The sequence below is a fragment of the Pseudomonas gebzensis genome, assembly GCF_034427815.1.
Lineage (GTDB): Bacteria > Pseudomonadota > Gammaproteobacteria > Pseudomonadales > Pseudomonadaceae > Aquipseudomonas.
This window is the reverse complement of the sequence record NZ_JAXQNS010000001.1, coordinates 123,569-146,668: the sequence shown is the minus strand read 5'-3', so window position 1 is coordinate 146,668 and position 23,100 is coordinate 123,569. Positions and strand designations below refer to the sequence as shown.

General features: G+C 61.8%; 25 protein-coding genes. 10 read left to right on the top strand and 15 right to left on the bottom strand.

Annotated elements, in window-relative coordinates; all coding sequences use genetic code 11:
- Positions 1-216: 216 nt before the first annotated feature.
- The 5 genes from rimO to tsaA all read left to right on the top strand — a co-directional run bounded on the left by rimO (position 217) and on the right by tsaA (position 4,169).
- The gene (rimO, locus tag SJI00_RS00650; protein ID WP_322459847.1) at positions 217-1,554 is read left to right on the top strand and encodes a 30S ribosomal protein S12 methylthiotransferase RimO; all 1,338 of its coding nucleotides are present in this window, start codon (positions 217-219) and stop codon (positions 1,552-1,554) included.
- A 110-nt stretch (positions 1,555-1,664) separates the two neighbouring features.
- Entirely contained in the window at positions 1,665-2,120 is a 456-nt protein-coding gene (locus tag SJI00_RS00645; protein WP_416220981.1) for a GNAT family N-acetyltransferase, read from the top strand.
- A gap of 105 nt (positions 2,121-2,225) precedes the next feature.
- The gene (locus tag SJI00_RS00640) at positions 2,226-2,936 is read left to right on the top strand and encodes an rRNA pseudouridine synthase (RefSeq protein ID WP_322459846.1); all 711 of its coding nucleotides are present in this window, start codon (positions 2,226-2,228) and stop codon (positions 2,934-2,936) included.
- A 74-nt stretch (positions 2,937-3,010) separates the two neighbouring features.
- Entirely contained in the window at positions 3,011-3,472 is a 462-nt protein-coding gene (locus tag SJI00_RS00635; RefSeq protein WP_322459845.1) for a YehS family protein, read from the top strand.
- A gap of 1 nt (position 3,473) precedes the next feature.
- On the top strand, positions 3,474-4,169 hold the full coding sequence (gene tsaA / locus SJI00_RS00630; RefSeq protein ID WP_322459844.1) for a tRNA (N6-threonylcarbamoyladenosine(37)-N6)-methyltransferase TrmO: 696 nt from the start codon (positions 3,474-3,476) through the stop codon (positions 4,167-4,169).
- Positions 4,170-4,225: 56 nt separating this feature from the next.
- On the opposite strand, the gene fpr is transcribed toward tsaA, so the two are convergent.
- Positions 4,226-5,005, bottom strand: a complete 780-nt coding sequence (fpr, locus tag SJI00_RS00625; protein ID WP_312934485.1) for a ferredoxin-NADP reductase — start codon at positions 5,003-5,005, stop codon at positions 4,226-4,228.
- 121 nt (positions 5,006-5,126) lie between these two features.
- Here fpr and SJI00_RS00620 point away from each other — a divergent pair, with 121 nt between their 5' ends.
- A complete protein-coding gene (locus SJI00_RS00620) occupies positions 5,127-6,053 on the top strand; it encodes a LysR family transcriptional regulator (protein ID WP_322459843.1) in 927 nt (308 codons plus the stop codon).
- Between the two features lie 3 nt (positions 6,054-6,056).
- On the opposite strand, the gene SJI00_RS00615 is transcribed toward SJI00_RS00620, so the two are convergent.
- The 3 genes from SJI00_RS00615 to SJI00_RS00605 form a co-directional block, all read right to left on the bottom strand.
- Complete coding sequence (locus SJI00_RS00615; protein WP_322459842.1) at positions 6,057-6,419, bottom strand: diacylglycerol kinase; 363 nt, start codon at positions 6,417-6,419, stop codon at positions 6,057-6,059.
- 58 nt (positions 6,420-6,477) lie between these two features.
- Complete coding sequence (gene erdR / locus SJI00_RS00610; RefSeq protein ID WP_322459841.1) at positions 6,478-7,128, bottom strand: response regulator transcription factor ErdR; 651 nt, start codon at positions 7,126-7,128, stop codon at positions 6,478-6,480.
- Between the two features lie 228 nt (positions 7,129-7,356).
- On the bottom strand, positions 7,357-8,067 hold the full coding sequence (locus SJI00_RS00605) for a tRNA-uridine aminocarboxypropyltransferase (RefSeq protein ID WP_322459840.1): 711 nt from the start codon (positions 8,065-8,067) through the stop codon (positions 7,357-7,359).
- A gap of 226 nt (positions 8,068-8,293) precedes the next feature.
- On the opposite strand from SJI00_RS00605, the gene SJI00_RS00600 reads away from it, so the two are divergent.
- Both SJI00_RS00600 and SJI00_RS00595 read left to right on the top strand, forming a co-directional pair.
- Positions 8,294-8,707: a quorum-sensing-regulated virulence factor family protein gene (locus SJI00_RS00600; RefSeq protein ID WP_322459839.1), complete on the top strand. Its 414-nt coding sequence runs from the start codon at positions 8,294-8,296 to the stop codon at positions 8,705-8,707.
- 261 nt (positions 8,708-8,968) lie between these two features.
- A complete protein-coding gene (locus SJI00_RS00595; RefSeq protein ID WP_322459838.1) occupies positions 8,969-10,087 on the top strand; it encodes an LOG family protein in 1,119 nt (372 codons plus the stop codon).
- A gap of 3 nt (positions 10,088-10,090) precedes the next feature.
- Here the strand turns inward: SJI00_RS00595 and recX are convergent, their stop codons facing one another.
- The 3 genes from recX to SJI00_RS00580 all read right to left on the bottom strand — a co-directional run bounded on the left by recX (position 10,091) and on the right by SJI00_RS00580 (position 12,226).
- A complete protein-coding gene (gene recX, locus SJI00_RS00590; RefSeq protein ID WP_322459837.1) occupies positions 10,091-10,558 on the bottom strand; it encodes a recombination regulator RecX in 468 nt (155 codons plus the stop codon).
- Positions 10,559-10,569: 11 nt separating this feature from the next.
- Entirely contained in the window at positions 10,570-11,643 is a 1,074-nt protein-coding gene (recA, locus tag SJI00_RS00585) for a recombinase RecA (RefSeq protein ID WP_322459836.1), read from the bottom strand.
- A 100-nt stretch (positions 11,644-11,743) separates the two neighbouring features.
- Positions 11,744-12,226, bottom strand: coding sequence for a CinA family protein (locus SJI00_RS00580; RefSeq protein WP_322459835.1), 483 nt, complete (start codon positions 12,224-12,226; stop codon positions 11,744-11,746).
- Positions 12,227-12,404: 178 nt separating this feature from the next.
- Here SJI00_RS00580 and mutS point away from each other — a divergent pair, with 178 nt between their 5' ends.
- Both mutS and fdxA read left to right on the top strand, forming a co-directional pair.
- Positions 12,405-14,975, top strand: a complete 2,571-nt coding sequence (gene mutS / locus SJI00_RS00575; RefSeq protein WP_322459834.1) for a DNA mismatch repair protein MutS — start codon at positions 12,405-12,407, stop codon at positions 14,973-14,975.
- 139 nt (positions 14,976-15,114) lie between these two features.
- Positions 15,115-15,438, top strand: a complete 324-nt coding sequence (gene fdxA / locus SJI00_RS00570; RefSeq protein ID WP_322459833.1) for a ferredoxin FdxA — start codon at positions 15,115-15,117, stop codon at positions 15,436-15,438.
- A gap of 465 nt (positions 15,439-15,903) precedes the next feature.
- Here fdxA and rpoS read toward each other — a convergent pair whose 3' ends face one another.
- The 8 genes from rpoS to SJI00_RS00530 form a co-directional block, all read right to left on the bottom strand.
- A complete protein-coding gene (gene rpoS / locus SJI00_RS00565; RefSeq protein ID WP_312934473.1) occupies positions 15,904-16,911 on the bottom strand; it encodes an RNA polymerase sigma factor RpoS in 1,008 nt (335 codons plus the stop codon).
- 108 nt (positions 16,912-17,019) lie between these two features.
- A complete protein-coding gene (locus SJI00_RS00560; protein ID WP_322459832.1) occupies positions 17,020-17,871 on the bottom strand; it encodes a peptidoglycan DD-metalloendopeptidase family protein in 852 nt (283 codons plus the stop codon).
- A 194-nt stretch (positions 17,872-18,065) separates the two neighbouring features.
- Positions 18,066-18,704 (bottom strand): protein-L-isoaspartate(D-aspartate) O-methyltransferase, encoded by a 639-nt coding sequence (locus SJI00_RS00555; protein WP_322459831.1) that lies wholly within the window; start codon positions 18,702-18,704, stop codon positions 18,066-18,068.
- Between the two features lie 38 nt (positions 18,705-18,742).
- Positions 18,743-19,492 carry a 5'/3'-nucleotidase SurE gene (gene surE / locus SJI00_RS00550; RefSeq protein WP_322459830.1) on the bottom strand — a complete coding sequence of 250 codons (750 nt, stop codon included), beginning with the start codon at positions 19,490-19,492 and terminating at the stop codon, positions 18,743-18,745.
- Positions 19,480-20,538 (bottom strand): tRNA pseudouridine(13) synthase TruD, encoded by a 1,059-nt coding sequence (gene truD / locus SJI00_RS00545; RefSeq protein ID WP_322459829.1) that lies wholly within the window; start codon positions 20,536-20,538, stop codon positions 19,480-19,482. Before truD ends, surE begins: the two co-directional genes overlap by 13 nt.
- Positions 20,535-21,008 carry a 2-C-methyl-D-erythritol 2,4-cyclodiphosphate synthase gene (gene ispF, locus SJI00_RS00540; protein WP_322459828.1) on the bottom strand — a complete coding sequence of 158 codons (474 nt, stop codon included), beginning with the start codon at positions 21,006-21,008 and terminating at the stop codon, positions 20,535-20,537. The genes truD and ispF overlap by 4 nt, the downstream gene beginning before the upstream one ends.
- A 77-nt stretch (positions 21,009-21,085) precedes the next feature.
- A complete protein-coding gene (gene fghA / locus SJI00_RS00535; protein WP_322459827.1) occupies positions 21,086-21,940 on the bottom strand; it encodes an S-formylglutathione hydrolase in 855 nt (284 codons plus the stop codon).
- An 8-nt stretch (positions 21,941-21,948) separates the two neighbouring features.
- Positions 21,949-23,061: an S-(hydroxymethyl)glutathione dehydrogenase/class III alcohol dehydrogenase gene (locus tag SJI00_RS00530; protein WP_322459826.1), complete on the bottom strand. Its 1,113-nt coding sequence runs from the start codon at positions 23,059-23,061 to the stop codon at positions 21,949-21,951.
- Positions 23,062-23,100 lie beyond the last annotated feature (39 nt).

Here is a 23,100-nt window from a genome sequence, read left to right as displayed (position 1 = left end):
AAGGCCACGCACGGCGGTCAGTCACAGGCTGGCAAAAGCGCGCTCGGACAAGCGCCCCGAACAGCGGACGTCAGGCGGTCGGCTGGTGCGCATTTTTACTGGTCAAGGCCCGACGCTGCCGCTAGAATTGCGCACTTTTTGACCAGAGGCGCCCAAGCGCCCGTCAGGTTTGCCTCGCGCTCAGCGGGGCTGCGCCCTTCAATACCGAGGTTAGTCATGTCCACCACGCCCGCGCCCACCCCGCCGAAGGTCGGTTTCGTCTCACTGGGGTGCCCCAAGGCACTCGTCGACTCCGAGCGCATCCTGACCCAGCTGCGTATGGAGGGGTACGAAGTCGTGCCCACCTACGAAGACGCCGATGTGGTGGTGGTCAACACCTGCGGTTTCATCGACAGCGCCAAGGCTGAGTCGCTGGAAGTGATTGGCGAAGCGATCAAGGAAAACGGCAAGGTCATCGTCACCGGTTGCATGGGTGTCGAGGAAGGCAGCATCCGTGACGTGCACCCCAGCGTGCTCTCGGTGACCGGCCCGCAGCAGTACGAGCAGGTGGTCAATGCCGTGCACCAAGTGGTGCCGCCGCGCACCGACCACAACCCGCTGATCGACCTGGTGCCGCCACAAGGCGTCAAGCTGACCCCACGCCACTACGCGTACCTGAAGATTTCCGAAGGCTGCAACCACAGCTGCAGCTTCTGCATCATCCCGTCGATGCGCGGCAAGCTGGTCAGCCGCCCGGTGGGCGAGGTCCTGAGCGAGGCCGAGCGCCTGGTCAAGGCCGGCGTCAAGGAGATCCTGGTGATCTCCCAGGACACCAGCGCCTATGGCGTCGATGTGAAATACAAGACCGACTTCTGGAACGGTCGCCCGGTCAAGACGCGCATGCTGGAGCTGTGCGAAGCGCTGAGCAGCCTGGGCGCCTGGGTGCGGCTGCATTACGTGTACCCCTACCCGAACGTCGATGACGTGATCCCGTTGATGGCGGCCGGCAAGATCCTGCCGTACCTGGACATCCCTTTCCAGCACGCCAGCCCTAAAGTGCTGAAGTCCATGAAGCGCCCGGCCTTCGAAGACCGCACCCTGGCGCGCATCAAGCACTGGCGCGAGCAGTGTCCGGAACTGGTGATCCGCTCCACCTTCATCGTCGGCTTCCCTGGCGAGACCGAGGAAGATTTCCAGTACCTGCTCAACTGGCTGAGCGAAGCGCAGCTCGACCGTGTGGGCTGCTTCCAGTACTCCCCGGTCGAAGGCGCGCCGGCCAATGACCTGGGCCTGGACGAGGTCCCGGACGACATCAAGCAAGACCGCTGGGACCGCTTCATGGCCCATCAGCAGGCCATCAGCACCGCGCGCCTGCAACTGCGCATCGGCAAGGAAATCGACGTGCTGATCGACGAAGTGGAAGAACAAGGCTCGGTGGGCCGTAGCTTCTTCGACGCCCCGGAAATCGACGGCAGCGTGTTCATCGACGGCAATCACGGCTTCAAGCCTGGCGACACCGTGCGATGCCGCGTGGTCGATGCCGACGAATATGACATGTGGGCCGAGCCCATCTGAACCGGTGCCAGTAGAATGCCCTGCCTTCGCGCAGGGCTTTTTTATGCGTAGTTTTTGCGCATGCCGGCCTTGAGTGTCAGCCACCCACCTTCGATGAGGCCTCCATACACATGAACGTGACCTTGATGACGCCTGCGGCCAGCGACCACCCTGAGTTGATCCGGGTGTGGGAGTCGTCGGTACGCGCAACCCACGATTTCCTGCCTGAGCACTACCGGGTGCTGCTGCGGGACAAGCTGCTTGGGCAATACCTGCAAGCCGTCACGCTGGTCGGTTGCCAGGACCAGGACGGTCGCATCTGCGGCTTTGCCGGGGTCGCGAACGGCGACGTGCACATGCTGTTTGTCGCCGATGACTATCGCGGCAAGGGCGTGGGCAAGCGTTTGCTCAGCCATGCCGTGCGCGTGCTGGGGGCAACGCGCCTGGATGTGAACGAGCAGAACCCGCAGGCACTGGCCTTCTATCAGCACCAGGGCTTTGAAATAAACGGGCGTTCGGCGACCGATGGTTTGGGCCAACCTTATCCCCTGCTGCACCTGCGCCTGCGCGAGACGGCGCCGGAGTAAGCCTGCGGCGAGCTTTTCCAGGCAGGACAAATCCGGCAGATTCACAGCCCGGCACGGGTTCAGGCAGGTACAATGGCGGTCTTTCCGTCTTGCGAATGCCTGCCCATGTCTGAACCTACCCGCCTGTCCAAACACCTGATCGAGCAGCTTGGTTGCTCCCGCCGCGAGGCCGAGCTGTACATCGAAGGTGGCTGGGTCGCCGTCGATGGTGTGGTGGTGGAGCAACCCCAGTTCAAAGTCACTGGGCAGCGTGTCGAGTTGTTGCCCGGCGCGCGTGCCGATGCCTTGGAGCCGGTGACGCTGCTGCTGCATCAACCGGCCGGCGTCGACGCCGAGCAAGGCCGCGCCACGCTCAGCCTGAGCACCCTGAGCGAAGCCCACAGCGAAGGCGTAAGGCCGCTGCATGGGCATTTCAACCGCTTGAGCTGTGTGGCCCCGCTGGAGCCGCGTGCCACCGGCATGCAGGTCTTCACCCAAGACTGGCGGGCCAGCCGCAAGATCGAAGCCGACCTGCGCAAGCTGGAACAGGAATACATCATCGAAGTGCGCGGCGAAGCGTCTGCCCAGGCCTTCGAGCGCCTGGCCCGTGGCATCACCCGCAACGACCGCGAGCTGCCCAAGGCCAAGGCCAGTTGGCAGAACGAAACACACCTGCGCCTGGTGGTGAAGAACCCCTACCCCGGGCTGATCTCAGAGCTGTGCGCCGCGTTGCGCCTGGAGGTGCTGGGCATGCGCCGCATTCGTCTGGGCGGCGTGTCCATGGGTAAGCTGCCAGCCGGCCAATGGCGCTATGTGGCCAGCAGCGAACGGTTCTGAGGCTAGGTAAGCATCAGCCCTGCACAACGGATCAAATTGCCGTCACGAGCGGCCCCTGACAGGACCTTGCAACAATGAACCACAATGATGTTCTGCGCAGCCTGCGCTACCTCATCAAGGCCAACGACGCGAAGATCGCTGAGATCATCGCGCTGTCCGGTCTGCAGGTATCCCCTGCCGATATCGCCCATTACGTGAAAAAGGAAGAGGAGCCGGGTTTCATCCTCTGCCCGCAGCCTGTGATGGCGCATTTTCTCGATGGTCTGGTGACCCATCGCCGCGGCCGCGACGACAGTCGGCCCGCGCAGCCGGTCGAGCTGCCGGTGACCAACAACACCATTCTGAAAAAACTGCGGGTGGCGTTCGAGCTGAAAGAAGACGACCTGCATGCCATTCTCAAGGCCGTCAACTTTCCGGTCTCCAAGCCCGAGCTCAGCGCGCTGTTCCGCAAGGTCGGCCACGACAACTACCGCCCCTGTGGCGATCAGCTGCTGCGCAACTTCCTCAAGGGTCTGACGCACCGAGTGCGCGGCTGACATGCAGCATTGCGTCACGCCCGTCGGCATCATGCGTTCCTGCTTCAAGGAAAAGTTCGCCATACCCCGCCAGCCCCATCTGGCACCGGCTGCCCGTGGCGTACTGGAGCTATTGCCGCCGTTCGACACCGGTGAGGCGGTAGCCGGGCTTGAGCAGGTCAGCCATGTGTGGCTGCTGTTCCTGTTCCATCAGGCACTGGAAAATACGCCGCGCCTGAAGGTCCGCCCGCCGCGGCTGGGCGGCAACAAGAGCATGGGGGTGTTCGCCACCCGCGCCACCCACCGCCCCAACGGGATCGGTCAATCGGTGGTGCGCCTTGACGGTGTGGAGCCTGGCCGCCTGCTGCTGTCGGGCATCGATTTGCTCGACGGCACACCGGTCCTCGATATCAAGCCCTACGTCCCCTATGCCGACAGCGTGCCCAGCGCGGTGAACGACATGGCCAGCGCCGCGCCCACCGCGATTGCGGTGGCCTGGTCCGAGCAAGCGTTGCAGCAGGCGCACGCTCATGGCGAACGCCTCGGCGAGCCTTTGGTTGCGTTGATCGAACAATGCCTGGCGCAAGATCCGCGGCCGGCTTACCAGGTACCGCCGGCTGAACGCGTTTATGGCGTGAAATTCTGGGATGTGCAGGTGCGCTGGCAGTACCCGACGCCCCAGCGCATCAGGGTCATCGAAGTCAGCCCGGACCCCTGAAACGGCGCCCATAAAAAAACGCAGGCCTGGCCTGCGTTTTTTGTGCGCGCTGGAAATTACTTTTCGACGAAGGCGCGTTCGATCAGGTAGTCACCTGGCTCGCGCATGCGTGCCGAGATTTTCAGGCCGAAGCTGTCGAGCACCTGGCTGGTTTCGTCGAGCATGCTTGGGCTGCCGCAGATCATGGCGCGGTCATCCTGCGGGTTGATCGGCGGCAGGCCGATGTCGGTGAACAGCTTGCCGCTGCGCATCAGGTCGGTCAGACGGCCCTGGTTCTCGAAAGGCTCACGGGTCACGGTGGGGTAGTAGATGAGCTTTTCACGCACCGCATCGCCGAAGAACTCGTTCTGCGGCAGGTGCTCGGTGATGAACTCGCGGTACGCCACCTCGTTCACATAGCGAACGCCGTGAATCAGGATCACCTTCTCGAAACGCTCGTAGGTTTCCGGGTCCTGGATCACGCTCATGAACGGCGCCAGGCCGGTGCCGGTGCTGAGCAGGTAGAGGTGCTTGCCGGGGTTGAGGTCGTCGAGCACCAGGGTGCCAGTGGGTTTCTTGCTGATGATGACCTCGTCGCCTTCCTTGAGGTGCTGCAGCTGGGAGGTCAGCGGGCCATCAGGCACCTTGATGCTGAAGAACTCCAGATGCTCTTCCCAGTTCGGCGAGGCGATGGAGTAGGCGCGCATGAGCGGACGGCCGTTAGGCTGTTGCAGGCCGATCATCACGAACTGACCGTTCTCGAAGCGCAGGCCCGGATCACGGGTGCACTTGAAGCTGAACAGGGTGTCGTTCCAGTGGTGAACACTGAGGACACGTTCGTGGTTCATGTTGCTCATCGAGTGGGGCTCCTGAAAAAAGACGCAGCGCGGACCAGGCACGCAGTTGCGCGATAGTGTAGGGGCAGCGAGAATATCTGTTAACTGGATTATCAAGATATATGTTATCGGTTATATCGATATGCGATTCACACTCCGTCAACTTCAAGTCTTCGTCGCCGTGGCCCAACAGCAAAGTGTCTCGCGGGCCGCGAGCGTATTGGCCTTGTCGCAATCTGCGGCGAGCACTTCCATCACTGAACTGGAGCGTCAGTCCAGCTGCCAGCTGTTCGACCGTTCAGGCAAGCGCTTGTCACTCAATGCCCTGGGCCAGCAGCTGCTGCCGCAAGCCGTTGCCCTGCTCGACCAGGCCAGGGAAATCGAAGACCTGCTGCAAGGCAAGTCGGGCTTTGGCTCGCTGTCGCTGGGCGCTACCCTGACCATCGGCAACTACCTGGCAACGCTGCTGATCGGCACGTTCATGCAGCAGTACCCGGAAAGCCAGGTGAAGCTGCACGTGCAGAACACTGCGCACATCGTGCAACAGGTGGCGCACCACGAAATTGATCTAGGCCTGATAGAAGGCGATTGCAACCATCCTGACCTGGAGGTGCAGCCTTGGGTTGAAGACGAACTGGTGGTGTTCTGCGCGCCGCAGCACCCGCTGGCCCAGCAAGGCTGCGCAACGATCGAGGCCTTGGCGCGGGAAGCGTGGATCCTTCGTGAACAAGGCTCTGGCACGCGCCTGACCTTCGACCAGGCCATGCGCCATCACCGTGCGGGTCTGAATGTGCGTCTGGAGCTGGAACATACCGAGGCGATCAAACGTGCGGTGGAATCCGGCCTGGGTATCGGTTGCATCTCGCGGCTCGCGCTACGCGATGCCTTCCGCCGCGGCAGCCTGGTCGCGCTGGAAACGCCCGAGCTCGACCTGATGCGCCAGTTCTACTTCATCTGGCACAAGCAGAAATACCAGACCTCGGCCATGCGCGAGTTTCTCGAACTGTGCCGCCGCTTCACCCATGGCATGCGCCGCAGCGACGAGATCGTGCTGCCGACGATTGCCTGAGCCCTATAGAAGGATCACCGCCCACACCAACGCAATGGTGGTCAACGCCACCAACTGCGCGGCGCTGCCCATGTCCTTGGCGTTCTTTGACAGCGGGTGGCGGTCCAGTGAAATGCGGTCGATGGCCGCCTCTATCGCCGAATTGAGCAGCTCGACAACCAACGCGAGCAGGCACACGGCAATCAGGATCGCCCGCTCGGCCCGGCTGACCGACAGCCAGCAGGCCAATGGAATCAGGATGACGTTGAGCAGGACCAACTGGCGAAACGCCGCTTCGCCTTTGAAAGCTGCAGTCAGGCCATCGAGGGAATAGGTGGCAGCATTGAAAATACGTTTGAGGCCGGTCTGGCCTTTGAATGGCGACATGTCAGTGACTTCACAAGGATGAGGGGCCCGCAGACGGGCGAACGAAAAACGGCCGCCGTCAGTTGCCGGCCACCGACTCCAGTTGCTGCAGCAGCAACGCCGCCTGGGTGCGGGTGCGCACGCCCAGCTTGCGGAAAATAGCGGTCACGTGGGCCTTGATGGTGGCCTCGGACACACTCAACTCATAAGCGATCTGCTTGTTCAGCAACCCTTCGCAGACCATCGTCAGCACCCGGAACTGCTGGGGTGTGAGGCTGGCGAGGCCCTCACTGGCGGCCTTGGCCTCGGCCGATACATCGACCTTCTCGAATGCCTGGGGCGGCCACCAGACCTCGCCATCGAGCACTTTCTGCACGGCATCCTGCAGCGTCTCCAGCGGGCTGGATTTGGGAATGAAGCCACTGGCACCAAACTCGCGCGACTTGACCACCACCGCTGCCTCTTCCTGCGCCGAGACCATTACCACAGGGATCTGCGGGTACTGCCCACGCAGCAGCACCAGACCGGAAAATCCGTAGGCCCCCGGCATGTTCAGATCGAGCAGGACCAGGTCCCAGTCGGATTTTTCTGCCAGACGCACTTCCAGTTCGGCGATGGTCGCCACCTCGACCAGGCGTACGCCCTGGCCAAGCCCCAGGGTCACGGCCTGGCGCAAGGCGCTGCGGAACAGCGGGTGGTCATCGGCTATCAGGATTTCGTAGGTGGCCATCGATCGGTTGATCCTGTTCTGTGCCAGGCATGCAGAGGATGAATCGCTTCGCCTGGCAGGCAACTCAAGGCGTGGGGCGGATTCGCCGTGGAAAAGACAGTCAGCGGGCCGTGGATTCCTGAGCCTCGCGCCGCCAGAAACGGCGCCAAGGATGCCCAGCACGGTGCGGGTGGTCAAGCCAATTGCCCAGCCGCGCACCGGGAATCTGTTGCACGACAGCGTCGGACACTACACAAAGGCCTGCAACCGCTGATGCGCCTCATCGTGCAGGTCCAACGGCAAATGCCGCTTGGCGCTCAGGTAATGCAGGCTGAATACATCCAGATACGCATCCAGCGCCTGCGACGCCTGCGTGTCACCTGCCAGGTCCAGGCACATCGCTGCCACTTCTGCGGTGCAGAAATGATCATCGCGCTTGGAGCGCCGCAGTCGATAGCGTGACATCTGCTCGGCCTGCAGACTCAAGACCGGGAAGCGGTCCAGGTAAGGGCTCTTGCGAAACATCTTGCGGGCCTCGGTCCAGGTGGCATCGAGCAGGATGAACAGTGGACGCTTGCCCGGCGCCGGTGCGACGCGATGCACCACGCGCTCGCTGGCGACGAATTCCCCTGGAAACACGATGTAAGGCTGCCACTGCGGGTGCTCCAGCAACGCCAGCAAGGCTGCATCCACCTCAGTGCGCTGCCAGCCGAAGGCCTGGGTGTCTTCTACCAGGTCGGCAATCAGCCAGCCGGTATTGGTGGGCTTCAACGGCTCTGTGTCGTGCATGATCAGGCACATGCCTGACTGGGCATCGACCCTGGGTTTGAGTGCGCACAGGCAATGGCTGGCAATGACCCGACAATCGGCGCAGCGTACGGCGCGCGAGCCACGGGCGACAAAGGGTTTGATGCTGCGAGCCAGGCGCTCGGCGCGAAGGCGCGCGACGGCATGGCTCATGACAACTGAAGCAATTGAAGACGGGAAACCAACACGGTTGCAACTCGGTGGACGGCAGGCTCGGCAGTTTACCAGAGGCAGGCTGTTTTGCCGTGCGGGCTGGCCGGCTCGCACCTTATACTCGGCCGATTGCACCCGCTGGTGCCACTTGGGACGGTTCCGAGCATCAGGGAACGCCACCGTACAGCGCGGGTCCAACCGCCAGTTATCGAATCAGGAGAGATCCATGCTGCGTTTTATCGTTCCGACACTGAGCGTCTTGCTTGTCCTGCCCTTGGCAGCCCAGGCCGCGTCCAAACAGGACTACGAGTTGAACCAGATGCTGCAGAAAGTCGCCAAGGAAAGCAGCGTCGGCACCCCTCGCGCCATCAATGAAGACATTCTCGACCAAGGTTATACCGTCGAAGGCAAGGCCCTGATCAACCACCTCAGCGTGCGCGAAGGCCAGGCCCGCCAGATGGCCACCAGCCCTGAGCAGGTGCGTGATCAACTGGGCGAGAGTGTCTGCCAGAATGGCGGCTATCGTCAGCTGATGGCCCGTGGCGCGGTGATGGTCTATCGCTTCACCGAATACAAGACCAACCGCCAGATCGGCGATCAGGCTTTCGACGCCGCCAGCTGCCGTATCAAGCTGAAGTAAGGTTAATCGGCAGCCCTGCCATGCGCCGCTGCCCGCCAGCGGCGTGTACCGTATGCGGTCAGGCCAACGCGCTTGCCGCTGCGGGTCTGGATTTGACGTTGACAGAGCCCATTCATCAGCAACGTGCCTGGTTCGGCCTGGGGCCTGCCGCACTGCCCAGGCCCTATCCGATCAAGTAACGCGATGGCGGCTTGGCAATCAGCGCGCCGACCCGTAAGTTTCCAACGTCCGCAGGCTGCCTGTTGCACAAGGAGACGTTGAATGCCCTATCAGCCCAATGATCATCTGTTCAGCCATTTTCAAGACCATGGCATCGATGTGAGCGATCTCGAAGCGCAACTGCAACGGGTTGCCCCTGATAGCCCGAACCTGCCCCTCTACCGCGACATGATGCTGACCGTGCTGCGCATGGCCCATGATGATCGTGACCGCTGGAACGCGAAAATCACCTTGCAGACCCTGCGTGAGCTGGACAATGCCTTTCGCACCCTGCAGCGTTACCAGGGACGACGCAAAGTCACGGTCTTCGGCTCCGCTCGCACACCGCTCGAACACCCCATGTACGGCCTGGCCCGCGAGTTGGGCTCGGCGCTGGCGAACTCTGATCTGATGGTGATCACCGGCGCCGGCGGCGGCATCATGGCAGCCGCCCATGAGGGCGCTGGCAGTGATCACAGCCTGGGCTTCAACATCACCCTACCCTTCGAGCAACATGCCAATGCCACCGTGGATGGCACGGACAAGCTTCTGCCCTTCCACTTCTTCTTCATTCGTAAACTGTTCTTCGTAAAAGAAGCCGATGCCCTGGTGCTCTGTCCTGGCGGTTTCGGCACCCTGGATGAAGCGCTGGAAGTCCTGACATTGATTCAGACCGGCAAAAGCCCACTGGTGCCGGTCGTGTTGCTGGACTCGCCCGGTGGTACGTTCTGGCAGGAATGCCTGGACTTCATCAGCCGGCAGTTGCAAGAGAACCGCTACATCCTGCCCAACGACCTCAACCTGATGCGCCTGGTGTATGACGCTCAAGAAGCGGTCGATGAGATCAACCGTTTCTATGCCAACTACCATTCAAGCCGCTGGTTGCAGCAAGACTTCCTGATACGCATGCGCCATCCCTTGAGCGAGCAAGCGCTGAACGAACTTCAGGAAGCCTTTGCTGATCTGTGTGTGACAGGCAAGTATTGCCAAAGCCCCGACAGCAGCATTGGCCACGAAACGGATGACTACAGTCAGCTCACACGCCTGACCTTCGGCTTCTCAGGGCGAGACCAAGGTCGCCTGCGTGGGCTGATCGATTTTATCAATCGCGAAGAGAATTGGGCCTTGCCAGTGGCGCCTTCCAATGGCCAGCGCACCCAGGAAGGCATGAAGACCGACTGACTGTCAGTCTTCAAGATCCCGGCCGCTAAGCAAGCGGCCGATCATCTCCATGGAATAGCCTCGATAGGCGAGAAAGCGTGTGTGTTTGCCACGGGCACGGGCATCTTCAGGAGGCATTCCAGCGAATTTTCGCTGCCACACATCGCGCAGTTTCTCGGCCCAGTCCACACCACACTCACGCAATGCCTGCTCAACGTCATGACGGTCGAGCCCGCGCTGCCCCAGCTCTTCCCGAATACGCGCCGGGCCGTAACCTGAGTTGGAGCGGTATCGAATGAAGCTTTCGAGATAGCGCGCCTCGCTCAGCAGCCCCTCCTGCGCGAGCCGATCGAGCGCAGGCTCGATCAACTCGTCAGGCGCGCCCCGCTGGCGGAGCTTGCGTGTCAGCTCTACTCGGCCATGCTCGCGACGAGCGAGCAAGTCCATGGCGGTGCGCCGGACGGCAACAGACGTGTCAAGTACGACAGACATGGCGCAGGCTATTAGCTTGCGTCGACGTCAGCGGCATCACTGGTGCTGGTCGCGGCTTCAGCCTGAGCGGCAGCGGCGGCTGCAGCAGCGACGGCATCAAGGTTCAGCAACTTGTCGCGAATCGATTTCTCGATCTCTGCACCAATTGCCGGGTTCTCCGCCAAGTACTTGGCCGAGTTGGCCTTGCCTTGGCCGATCTTGTTGCCTTGGTAGCTGTACCAGGCACCGGACTTCTCTACGAAACCATGCGCGACGCCCAGGTCGATGATTTCACCGTTGCGGTAGATGCCCTTGCCGTAAAGGATCTGGAATTCAGCCTGACGGAACGGGGGCGCCACCTTGTTCTTGACGATCTTGACGCGCGTTTCACTACCAACGACTTCGTCACCTTCCTTGACCGCACCGGTACGCCGGATGTCCAAACGCACGGAGGCGTAGAACTTCAACGCGTTACCGCCCGTGGTGGTTTCCGGGCTACCGAACATGACGCCGATTTTCATGCGGATCTGGTTGATGAAGATCACCAGGCAGTTGGCGTTCTTGATGTTACCGGTGATCTTGCGCAGCGCCTGGGACATCAAGCGAGCCTGCAGGCCCACGTGCATGTCGCCCATTTCACCTTCGATCTCGGCCTTGGGTACCAGCGCCGCCACGGAGTCGACGATGATCACGTCGACCGCGTTGGAACGCACCAGCATGTCGGTGATTTCCAGTGCTTGCTCGCCGGTATCTGGCTGGGAGACCAGCAGGTCATCGACGTTGACGCCCAGCTTGCCCGCGTATTCGGGATCGAGAGCATGCTCGGCGTCGACGAATGCGCAGGTCGCGCCGGCTTTTTGCGCTTCGGCGATGACCGACAGCGTCAGCGTGGTTTTACCCGAAGACTCCGGGCCATAGATCTCGACGATACGACCTTTAGGCAGGCCGCCGATGCCCAGCGCAATGTCCAGGCCCAGCGAGCCGGTAGAAATGGCTGGAATGCGCTGACGTTCATGGTCGCCCATGCGCATCACTGCACCCTTACCGAATTGACGTTCGATTTGCCCCAGGGCCGCAGCCAAGGCGCGCTTCTTGTTGTCGTCCATTGAAATCCTCACGTGATCGACAGGCCCTGATGGCCGTGTACTGTATAAGTAGCCAGTATTATTCCACAGGGAAGCGTTTCCGCAAACCCCTGTGTACGATTTACTCGGTGCCAAGCTGTAACAGGCCTGCCAGGGCAGCTTTTACGGTCTGCTGGCGAACCGCCTCGCGGTCGCCCTCGAACACATGCCGTTCAGTGCAAAGGCGGGCGCCATCGGCCCAGGCCAGCCATACCGTGCCCACGGGCTTTTCGGGCGAGCCGCCACCAGGACCCGCGACGCCGCTCACCGCGACCGCAAACCGCGCTCCACTGGCCGCCTGAGCGCCGCGGACCATGGCCTCGACCACGGCCTGACTGACTGCCCCGACCTGCTCGAACAAGTGCGGCGCAACGCCCAACTGCCGGGTTTTCTGTGCGTTCGAATACGTCACGAAACCGGCTTCGAACCAGGCCGAACTGCCGGGTATGCGGGTGATGGCCTCGGCAATGCCACCGCCGGTACAGGACTCCGCCGTAGAGACCTGGGCATTCAGGCGCTGCAGGTGGTGGCCCAGACGGGTGCTGAGCAACGTGATGGGGTCCATGTCAAAGCTCCTTGCAGGGGTCGCATTACCCTAGCACTCCCTGCCGGTCAGACAATGGCTCGATACGCTTGGTTGCACTCGCACCGATTGCCTGCGGGTTTCTGCAACATGGCTAAAAAGCCTGTAACATTCGCGCGTTTCAAAATCGTCCATCGAATCACCGCTGTAAGGCCCCGTAATGTCCGACCTCGCCGCACACACTCCCATGATGCAACAGTACTGGAGGCTGAAAAATCAGCATCCGGACCAGTTGATGTTCTATCGAATGGGCGATTTCTACGAAATCTTCTACGAAGATGCGAAGAAAGCGGCCAAGTTGCTGGATATCACGCTCACCGCGCGTGGCCAGTCGGCGGGGCAGTCGATCCCCATGTGCGGCATTCCTTACCACTCGGCCGAAGGTTACCTGGCCAAGCTGGTCAAGCTTGGCGAATCGGTGGTGATCTGCGAACAGATCGGTGACCCGGCCACCAGCAAAGGGCCGGTCGAGCGCCAGGTCGTGCGGATCATCACGCCAGGCACGGTAAGTGACGAGGCGCTGCTCGATGAGCGCCGAGACAACCTCATCGCAGCCCTGCTGGGCGACGAGCGCCTGTTCGGCCTGGCGGTACTGGACATCACCAGCGGCAATTTCACGGTCCAGGAGATCAAGGGCTGGGAAAACCTGCTCGCCGAGCTCGAGCGCATCAACCCGGTTGAACTGCTCTTCCCTGATGACTGGCCGTCTGGCCTGCCAGCGGAAAAGCGCCGCGGCGCCCGCCGGCGCGCGCCCTGGGACTTCGATCGTGACTCCGCGCGCAAGAGCCTGTGCCAGCAGTTCGCAACCAAAGACCTGAAAGGCTTTGGCTGCGACAAGCTGACCCTGGCGATCGGCGCTGCCGGCTGCCTGCTCACCTACGCCAAGGAAACCCAGCGCACGGCCTTGCCGCACCTGCGCAGCCTGCGCCATGAGCGCCTGGACGACACGGTCATTCTCGACGGTGCCAGCCGCCGCAACCTGGAACTGGACGTCAACCTGGCAGGTGGGCGCGAAAACACCTTGCAGTCGGTCATCGACCGCTGCCAGACCGCCATGGCCAGCCGTTTGCTGGCGCGCTGGCTGAACCGGCCGCTGCGTGACCTCAAGGTGCTCAAGGCGCGTCAGGATTCGATCCGCTGCCTGCTCGACGGTTTCCGCTTCGAAAAGCTGCAGCCCCAGCTCAAGGACATTGGTGATATCGAGCGGATCCTCGCGCGGATCGGCTTGCGCAATGCCCGTCCACGAGACCTGGCGCGGCTGCGTGATGCCCTGGGCGCCCTGCCCGAGCTGCAGAACGCGTTGTCGGAACTGGAAGCACCGCACCTGGCCCGATTGGCAGCCATTGCCGGTACCTACCCGGAACTGGCCAGCCTGTTGGAACGGGCCATCATCGACAATCCGCCCGCGGTCATCCGTGACGGCGGCGTACTCAAAGCGGGCTATGACGGCGAGCTGGACGAGCTGCTGGCAATCAGTGAGAACGCGGGCCAGTTTCTCATCGACCTCGAAGCGCGCGAGAAAGCCCGCACCGGCCTTGCCAACCTCAAAGTCGGCTACAACCGCGTACACGGCTATTTCATCGAGTTGCCGAGCAAACAGGCCGAACAAGCCCCAGGCGACTACATCCGCCGCCAGACCCTCAAAGGTGCAGAGCGCTTCATCACGCCTGAACTCAAGGCGTTCGAGGACAAGGCGCTGTCCGCCAGAAGCCGCGCGCTGGCCCGTGAAAAACTACTCTATGACGCGCTGCTCGAAACCCTCATCGAGCATTTGGCGCCGCTACAAGACAGCGCCGCTGCCCTGGCCGAAGTCGATGTGCTGAGCAACCTCGCCGAGCGAGCGCTGACCCTTGACCTGAACTGCCCGACCTTCGTCGACGAGCCCTGCCTGCGCATCGATCAGGGCCGTCACCCGGTGGTGGAGCAAGTGCTGAGCACGCCGTTCGTGGCCAACGACCTGCGGCTGGACGACAGCACGCGCATGTTGATCATCACCGGCCCCAACATGGGCGGTAAATCGACCTACATGCGCCAGACTGCACTGATCGTGCTGATGGCGCACATCGGCAGTTTCGTGCCTGCAGTGGGTTGTGAGCTGTCGCTGGTCGACCGGATCTTCACCCGCATTGGTTCCAGCGATGACCTCGCCGGGGGGCGCTCGACCTTCATGGTCGAGATGAGCGAAACCGCCAACATCCTGCACAACGCCACCGAGCGCAGCCTGGTGCTGATGGACGAGGTAGGCCGCGGCACCAGCACCTTCGACGGTCTGTCGCTGGCCTGGGCCGCCGCCGAGCGTCTCGCCCAGTTGCGCGCATATACCTTGTTCGCCACGCACTATTTCGAACTGACGGTGTTGCCCGACAGCGAGCCCCTGGTCGCCAACGTCCACCTCAACGCGACCGAACACAACGACCGCATCGTATTTCTGCACCATGTCCTGCCGGGTCCTGCCAGCCAGAGCTATGGCCTGGCGGTGGCGCAACTGGCAGGCGTGCCCACGCCGGTTATCCAGCGTGCGCGTGAACACCTGGGCAGGCTGGAAACCGCAAGCCTGCCGCAGCACGCCCCTACCGTGTCGACCCAGCATCAGCCACAGGCCCCGCACCAGAGCGATCTGTTCGCGAGCCTGCCACACCCGGCCATCGAGAAGCTGGGCAAGCTGGACCTGGACAACACCACACCGCGTCAAGCTATCGAAATGCTATATCAACTAAAAAACCTGTTATAACGCCACGACGCGCAAGCTGGTAGAATCCGGCGCGGTTTGCGAGTGCTGCAGGTTATTAGCCTGGCCTGCAGCCCAGTTCGTAAGCCGTGCAGCCCTGAATGGACGGGCATGCTGCCGTCGCCTGAGGAGAAAATTAGAAATGTCCTTCGTCGTCACCGACAACTGCATCAAGTGCAAGTACACCGACTGCGTAGAAGTCTGTCCGGTGGACTGCTTCTACGAAGGCCCGAATTTTCTGGTCATTCATCCGGACGAGTGCATTGACTGCGCGTTGTGCGAACCGGAATGCCCGGCCCAGGCCATCTTCTCCGAAGACGAGATTCCAGCAGGTATGGAAAACTTCATCGAGTTGAACGCCGAGCTGGCAGAAGTCTGGCCCAATATCACCGAGAAGAAAGACGCGCTGCCCGATGCAGCGCAATTCGATGGCCAGACCGGCAAGATCGCCGACCTGCAGCGCTGACCGTCGATCGCATACGAAAAAGGCCCGCAAGGGCCTTTTCTGTTTTTTGCGGACAAAAAAAGGGGCGGTTTGACCCGCCCACATTTTTCTCCATTTGTCCCTGCTGTCCTGCACATCTTCATTGATGAATCGCGTCATGCGATGTCCTGAGCCCGCATCCTTGAGGGCCTGTGCCTGTCCGTAGGCACAGTTCAGATAGTAACGCTTCCCTGTGAGAGAACAACTGCACTGTCTCTCAAAACACTACGAGCGAAACGTTTTTACAAATCTAAAAAAATGATTATTTTCAGTGACTTGCGAAAAATCCGCGACTGAAATCGACAACCATTTACTCCCGCCTACAGCGTTTACTTACAGCGCGAGTGAGAAAACACTTACACGCGGCGCTACACCGCTGGCGGCGCGGTCGTTTTTCAGGTCGAAAAAAAGCCCCGAGTTTTCGGGGCTTGGGCGTTGCCGCGAACGCTACTGGAACAGCGACTCGCTGGACAGGCCGTTCTTTTCAAGGATTTCGCGCAGGCGCTTGAGGCCCTCGACCTGAATCTGCCGCACTCGCTCACGGGTCAGACCGATTTCAAGCCCTACATCCTCCAGCGTGCTGCTCTCATGGCCACGCAGGCCAAAACGACGGATCACCACTTCTCGCTGTTTCTCGGTCAGCTCGCCCAGCCACTGATCAATGCTGCGCGACAGGTCATCGTCCTGCAAGAGGTCGCAGGGATCGGTGGGACGGTCATCGGTGAGCGTATCGAGGAGCGTCTTGTCCGAGTCAGGCCCCAGAGACACGTCTACCGAAGACACACGCTCATTGAGGCCCAGCATGCGCTTCACCTCCGCGACTGGTTTTTCCAGCAGCGTGGCGATTTCCTCGGCTGAGGGTTCGTGATCCAGTTTCTGCGTCAGCTCGCGGGCAGCGCGCAAGTACACGTTGAGCTCTTTGACCACATGAATCGGCAGGCGAATGGTACGCGTCTGGTTCATGATCGCCCGTTCGATGGTCTGGCGAATCCACCACGTGGCATAGGTGGAGAAACGGAAGCCGCGCTCAGGGTCGAACTTTTCGACCGCTCGGATCAGGCCCAGGTTGCCTTCTTCAATGAGGTCGAGGAGCGAGAGACCACGGTTCACATAGCGGCGGGCGATTTTCACGACGAGGCGCAGGTTGCTCTCGATCATGCGCTTGCGGCCTGCGGGGTCGCCTTTCTGGGAAAGACGTGCGAAATGGACTTCTTCTTCGGGAGAGAGCAGTGGCGAGAAACCGATTTCGTTCAGATACAACTGGGTAGCGTCGAGCGCCCGGCTGTAATCGATGTACTTGTGTTGCTTGAGCGAAGCACTGGACTTCGATTTGGTTCGAACCGGAGATACAGCAGGTTCGTCTGACACCACATCCGTTTCCAAAACAATGCCGGTTTCCATAAGGAGCACGTCATCGTCGATGTCAAACCTCGGCACTTCTTTACTGAGAGCCATTGTTGTAGTCCTTTGCTGAGTTCGAACTCAGACTCTAGCGACACCTACATCCCTGGTATCACTGGAGCCTGCCCCCTTACATAAAAGGAACAGGCCGGGTGTTACAACTCAACGGCGTGGCAGGAACTGTAGCGGATCTACGGGCTTACCCTGTCGGCGGATTTCAAAGTGCAGCTTGACTCGATCAGTACCCGTGGAACCCATTTCAGCAATCGTCTGCCCTGCCTTGACTTGCTGCCCTTCCCGAACCAAAAGCCTGCGATTATGACCATAAGCGCTGACATACGTATCGCTGTGCTTGATGATGATCAACTCGCCGTAGCCTCTCAGACCACTACCGGCGTAGACCACTGAACCATTGGACGCAGCGAAAACAGGCTGTCCCAAATCCCCTGCGATATCAATGCCTTTATTCAAACTACCGTTTGAAGCAAATTTACCGATTACCACGCCATTGGATGGCCACATCCAGCCGCCTGCGGTGCGCTCGGCGGCGGGTACCTGGGTGACCGTGGTGGTGGTGCTGGATGAAGGGGTAGACACGGTTTTGGTGACCACCGGCGTGGCGACGGAACTCCCCACCGGGCGTCGGGTTACCGTGGTCTTGCTCGACGAAGACGGGCTGGAGACGACGGTGGTATTGCCCGAGCCACTGGCGAAGCGGATGGCTTGGCCGGGACGGATCGTATACGGCGCCGCGATGCCGTTGCGCGCAGCCAGTTCCTTGTAGTCCCAGCCATAACGGAAGGCGATGGAGAACAACGTGTCACCCGGCTTGACCACATATTGGCCGGAGGTGACAGGCGTACGTTTGGCAGCTGCAGCGTTGCGATCGACCACGCCCGCATTGTTGGACCGGGTACTTGAACAACCGGCAAGCAACGTCCCCATGGCCAGCGCAATCACCAGAATTTTGAATGCCGCTCGTTCCTTGCGCTGCCGCATGATTGTGTGAACCACCCGCCGCTCCCCTCATGCTGCCAAAATGAATGTGCCCAAGACAGATGCACTGCCCGGATCTCGATACCCCTGACCCCCGCTCTCCCAGCGGTGAAACAGAGGGCGCCTTAGACCGCAGTCTGGCAGGCACACGCCACATAGACACAACGCTCCGGCGAGAATTCGCCAAAGGTGTAAATTTTCCTGCGTCGAACTCAGTTGATCGACCCATTGAGCAGCGGTACGAAACGCACCGCGCCCAGTACCGTTCGGGAAAAGCCGTTTTCCTCGCGCACGATCAGCATCAACTGCTGAACATCACCTGCAGGGCCTACCGGAATCACCAGGCGACCACCCGGCGCCAATTGATCGAGCAGCGCTTGGGGCACTTCGGCAGCCACCGCGGTGACGATGATGCCGTTGTAGGGCGCCAAGGCTGGCCAGCCTTCACAGCCGTCGCCCCAGCGGAACACCACATTGCGCAGGTTCAGCTCGATCAGACGCTCCTTGGCGCGATCCTGCAGGCTCTTGATGCGCTCGACGGAAAACACCCGCTCGACCAGTTGCGCGAGCACTGCAGTCTGGTAGCCCGAGCCAGTACCGATTTCCATCACCTTGTCCAGCGGCCCCGCCTGCAACAGGACTTCGCTCATGTGCGCGACGATGAAGGGCTGGGAAATGGTCTGGTTGTGGCCAATCGGCAGGGCCGTGTCTTCATAGGCGCGATGAGCCAACGCTTCATCGACGAACAGATGACGCGGCGTGCCACGAATGACTCCGAGCACCCTGGGGTTACTGATGCCCTCCTCGCTCAAGCGCTGAATCAGGCGCTCCCGGGTACGCTGAGAGGTCATGCCAATGCCATTTCGCATCAAGTCATCCGGCTCGCGCATCAGAGCACGCCCTCCAGCCAGCCGTCGAACAGCTCGAAGGCATCGCTGAACGTGCGATCGAGCTGCAACGGAGTAATGGATACATAGCCCTGCATCACGGCATGGAAGTCAGTGCCGGGCCCACCGTCTTCGGCATCTCCGGCCACGGCGATCCAGTAGCCTTCCTTGCCGCGCGGGTTGACCACCTTGGTCGGCGCGGCGGCGCGGGCGCGGTGGCCCAGGCGGGTGAGACGGATACCGCGGATATGTTCCAGAGGCAGGTTGGGGATGTTCACATTGAGCACGGTGCGCGGTGGCAGGGTCAGGCGGGCCTGAGCCTCGACCAGACGACGGGCAATGTGCGCAGCGGCCGGCAGGTTGTCAGGCAGGCGCGAGACCAGCGAAAACGCCAGCGACGTCCCGCCGAGGAAACGCCCTTCCAAGGCTGCCGCGACCGTGCCGGAATAGAGCACGTCATCACCCAGGTTGGCGCCCAGGTTGATCCCCGCGACCACCATGTCGGGGGCTTGGGCGAGCAGGCCATTGAGCCCCAGGTGCACACAGTCTGTGGGCGTGCCATTCAGGCTGATGAAGCCGTTGGCCAGGCGCTGCGGGTGCAGCGGCCGGTCGAGGGTCAGCGAGCTGCCCGCACCGCTCTTGTCTTGCTCCGGCGCGATGACCGCGCACTCGGCATAGTCGGCCAGCGCCGCATGCAGCGCGGCCAGGCCGGGTGCGGTCACACCGTCGTCGTTTGAAATCAGAATACGCATGGGCTGTCCGTCTGCCCTGCCGGCACCAGATCAACGAGCTCACGCACCACCACGGTAGCGAAGCATCCGGCCGGCAGGACGAATTCCAGTTGCAGGATATCAGGCTCGGGATAATGCCACGTCAAGCGCCCGATAGGGAGCCGCAGGATGCGCCGTTCGTGATCCATGCCCGCCTTTGCCAGCCACTCACAGAGCGCCGCGTGAGCAGCACCGATGCTGGCCTCCAAAGCGCCCGGTGTTCCGCTGGCAGGGGTCGCGCCCTCGCCCCACAGCGGGCCGGTGGGGTGCAGATCGAGTTCTGCCAGCCGCGGATCGACGCATTCGGCCTCGCCCGCGACGAAGAAGCTGCGGCTGTCAGTGAAGGCCAGCAGGTCACCGACCTGAGCGCGCTGCCAGCTGCCATCGGCCACGCGCGCGGCCACTACCTGGTTGAACACGTAACTGCGCGCCGCCGAAAGCAGGCGCGAGCGTACGTTGCGCTGCTCAGGCAAGGCTTGACGAGCCGCCCACTCCAGCGCGCCATACACATTGCCACCCTCAAAGCCGAAGCGCTGGGTACCGAAGTAGTTCGGTACGCCCCGGACCTTGAGCTGTTCCAGGCGCGCATCGAGTGCGGCGTGATCGGCCTTGAGCTGGGTCAGGCGCAGGGTGAAGCCATTGGCGGCGTGCGCGCCACGCTGCAGCTTGCGCTGGTGACGGGCCTGCTTGAGGATGCGCAGCGTGTCGTCTTCGGCACGGGACAGATCAGGATCGGCCTTGCCCGGCAGGTGCAGGCTGAACCACTGGCGGGTCAGGGCCTGGCGATCCTTCAGGCCGGCGTAGCTGATCGAACGCGCCGGAACGCCTGCGGCGCGGGCCAACCGGCGCGCTGCCTCTTCGGTATTGAGGTCGCGCTTTTCCACCCACAACCAAAGGTGCTCACCTTGGCCCGAGAGCGGAATATCCAGCACCTCATCGACTTGGAAATCTTCGGCCACGGCCTTGAGCACGGCGCTGCCCAGCGCAGGGCCGGCGGCGACCGGACCGAGCAGTTGCTGTTCGTTCATACCGGCAGCAACAAGGCGACCGCGTGAACCGCGATGCCCTCCTCACGCCCGGTGAAACCGAGCTTTTCCGTGGTAGTGGCCTTGACGTTGACCTGATCGAGCTGGACCTGCAGGTCGTGGGCGATGCAGTGGCGCATCAGCTCGATGTGCGGCGCCATCTTCGGCGCCTGCGCCACGATGGTGGCGTCGACGTTACCGACCTTCCAGCCCTTGGCCTGGACGATGCCGACGACATGGCGCAGCAATACGCGGCTGTCGGCGCCCTTGAACTGCGGGTCGGTGTCCGGAAAATGTTTGCCGATATCGCCCAGCGCGGCAGCACCGAGCAACGCATCGCTCAGCGCGTGCAGCACCACATCGCCATCAGAATGAGCCAACAAACCGTAGCAATGCGCAATTCGCACGCCACCCAGGGTGATGAAGTCGCCGTCGGTGAAGCGGTGCACATCGTAGCCATGGCCAATACGCATAGAAAAACGCCCCGATAAAATCAGGGCGTGATTCTACCTGCTTTACCGCAGGGGTGGGCGACTGCCCGCGCGCGACGTCAGACGCGGCCCAGGGCCATGGCGTGATGGCGCAGGTGCTCATCGATGAAGCTGGCGATGAAGAAGTAGCTGTGGTCATAACCCGGTTGCAGGCGCAGGGTCAGCGCATGGCCACCTTTGCGCGCCGCCTGCTCCAGCGCATGGGGCTTGAGCTGGTTTTCCAGAAAGTCGTCGCGATCCCCCTGATCGACCAACAGCGGTGGGCACTGCCCGGCCGGGGTCTCGCCGAGCAGCACGCTGGCATCCCACGCGCGCCAGCGCGCGCGGTCTTCGCCCAGGTAGCGCGACAGCGCCTTCTCGCCCCACGGGCAGTCCATGGGGTTGCTGATCGGCGAGAACGCCGACACCGACTGGTAGCGCCCTGGGTTGCGCAAGGCGCACACCAGCGCGCCGTGGCCGCCCATCGAATGACCGCTGATGCTGCGCTGCCCGGAGGCCGGGAAGTGCGCCTCGATCAGCGCAGGCAGCTCGTCGACCACATAATCGTGCATGCGGTAATGCTGCGCCCACGGCTGCTCGGTGGCATTGACGTAGAAACCGGCGCCCTTGCCGAAGTCCCAGGCGTTGTCCGGATCACCCGGCACCTGATCGCCACGCGGGCTGGTATCGGGAGCAACGATGATCAACCCCAGCTCGGCCGCCAGGCGCTGTGCGCCGGCCTTGTGCATGAAGTTCTCGTCGGTGCAGGTCAGGCCGCTCAGCCAGTACAGCACCGGCAGCTTCTCACCCTGCTCGGCCTGTGGCGGCAGGTACACGGCGAACACCATGTCGCAGCCCAGCACCTTGGAAGTGTGCCGGTAGCGTTTGTGCCAGCCGCCGAAACTTTTCTGACAGGAGATGTTTTCCAGGCTCATGACGGACCTCAGAAGTGGATCACGCTACGGATGCTCTTACCTTCGTGCATCAGGTCGAAGGCCTTGTTGATGTCTTCCAGCCCCATGGTGTGGGTAATGAAAGTATCCAGCGGGATTTCGCCCTGCTGGGACATCTCGACGTAGCTGGGCAGCTCGCTGCGCCCACGCACGCCGCCAAAGGCCGAACCGCGCCAGACGCGCCCGGTCACCAGCTGGAACGGACGGGTAGCGATTTCCTGGCCGGCACCGGCAACGCCGATGATCACCGACTCGCCCCAACCCTTGTGGCAGCACTCGAGCGCGGCGCGCATCAGCTGCACGTTGCCGATGCACTCGAAGGAGAAGTCCACGCCGCCATCGGTCAGGTCGACGATGACGTCCTGGATCGGACGGTCGTATTCCTTCGGGTTGATGCACTCGGTAGCGCCAAGCTGCTTGGCGATCTCGAATTTGGCCGGGTTGATGTCGACGGCAATGATGCGCGAGGCCTTGGCCTTCACAGCGCCGATGATCGCCGACAGGCCGATGCCGCCCAGACCGAACACAGCCACGGTGTCACCCGGCTGGACCTTGGCGGTGTTGAGCACGGCGCCAATGCCGGTGGTGACGCCGCAGCCCAGCAGACAGACCTTTTCCAACGGTGCGTCTTTCTGAATCTTGGCGACGGAAATTTCCGGCAGCACGGTGTATTCAGAGAACGTCGAGGTCCCCATGTAGTGGAACAGCTGTTGGCCTTTGTAGGAAAAACGCGTGGTGCCATCGGGCATCAGACCCTTGCCTTGGGTGGCACGAATGGCCTGGCACAGGTTGGTCTTGCCCGAGCGGCAGAATTTGCACTGGCCGCATTCCGGGGTGTACAGCGGGATCACATGATCGCCAACGGCAACCGAGGTAACGCCTTCGCCAATCGCTTCGACGATGGCACCGCCTTCATGCCCGAGGATGGAGGGGAAAATGCCTTCCGGATCCGCGCCCGACAGGGTGTAGGCGTCGGTGTGGCAGACGCCGCTGGCGACAACGCGCAGCAACACTTCACCGGCCTTGGGCATGGCAACGTCGACTTCGACGATTTCCAGCGGTTTCTTGGCCTCGAAGGCAACGGCGGCACGGGACTTGATCATCAACGGTCTCCTCTAGGAAATAGGCAAGCAGCCGCTGAG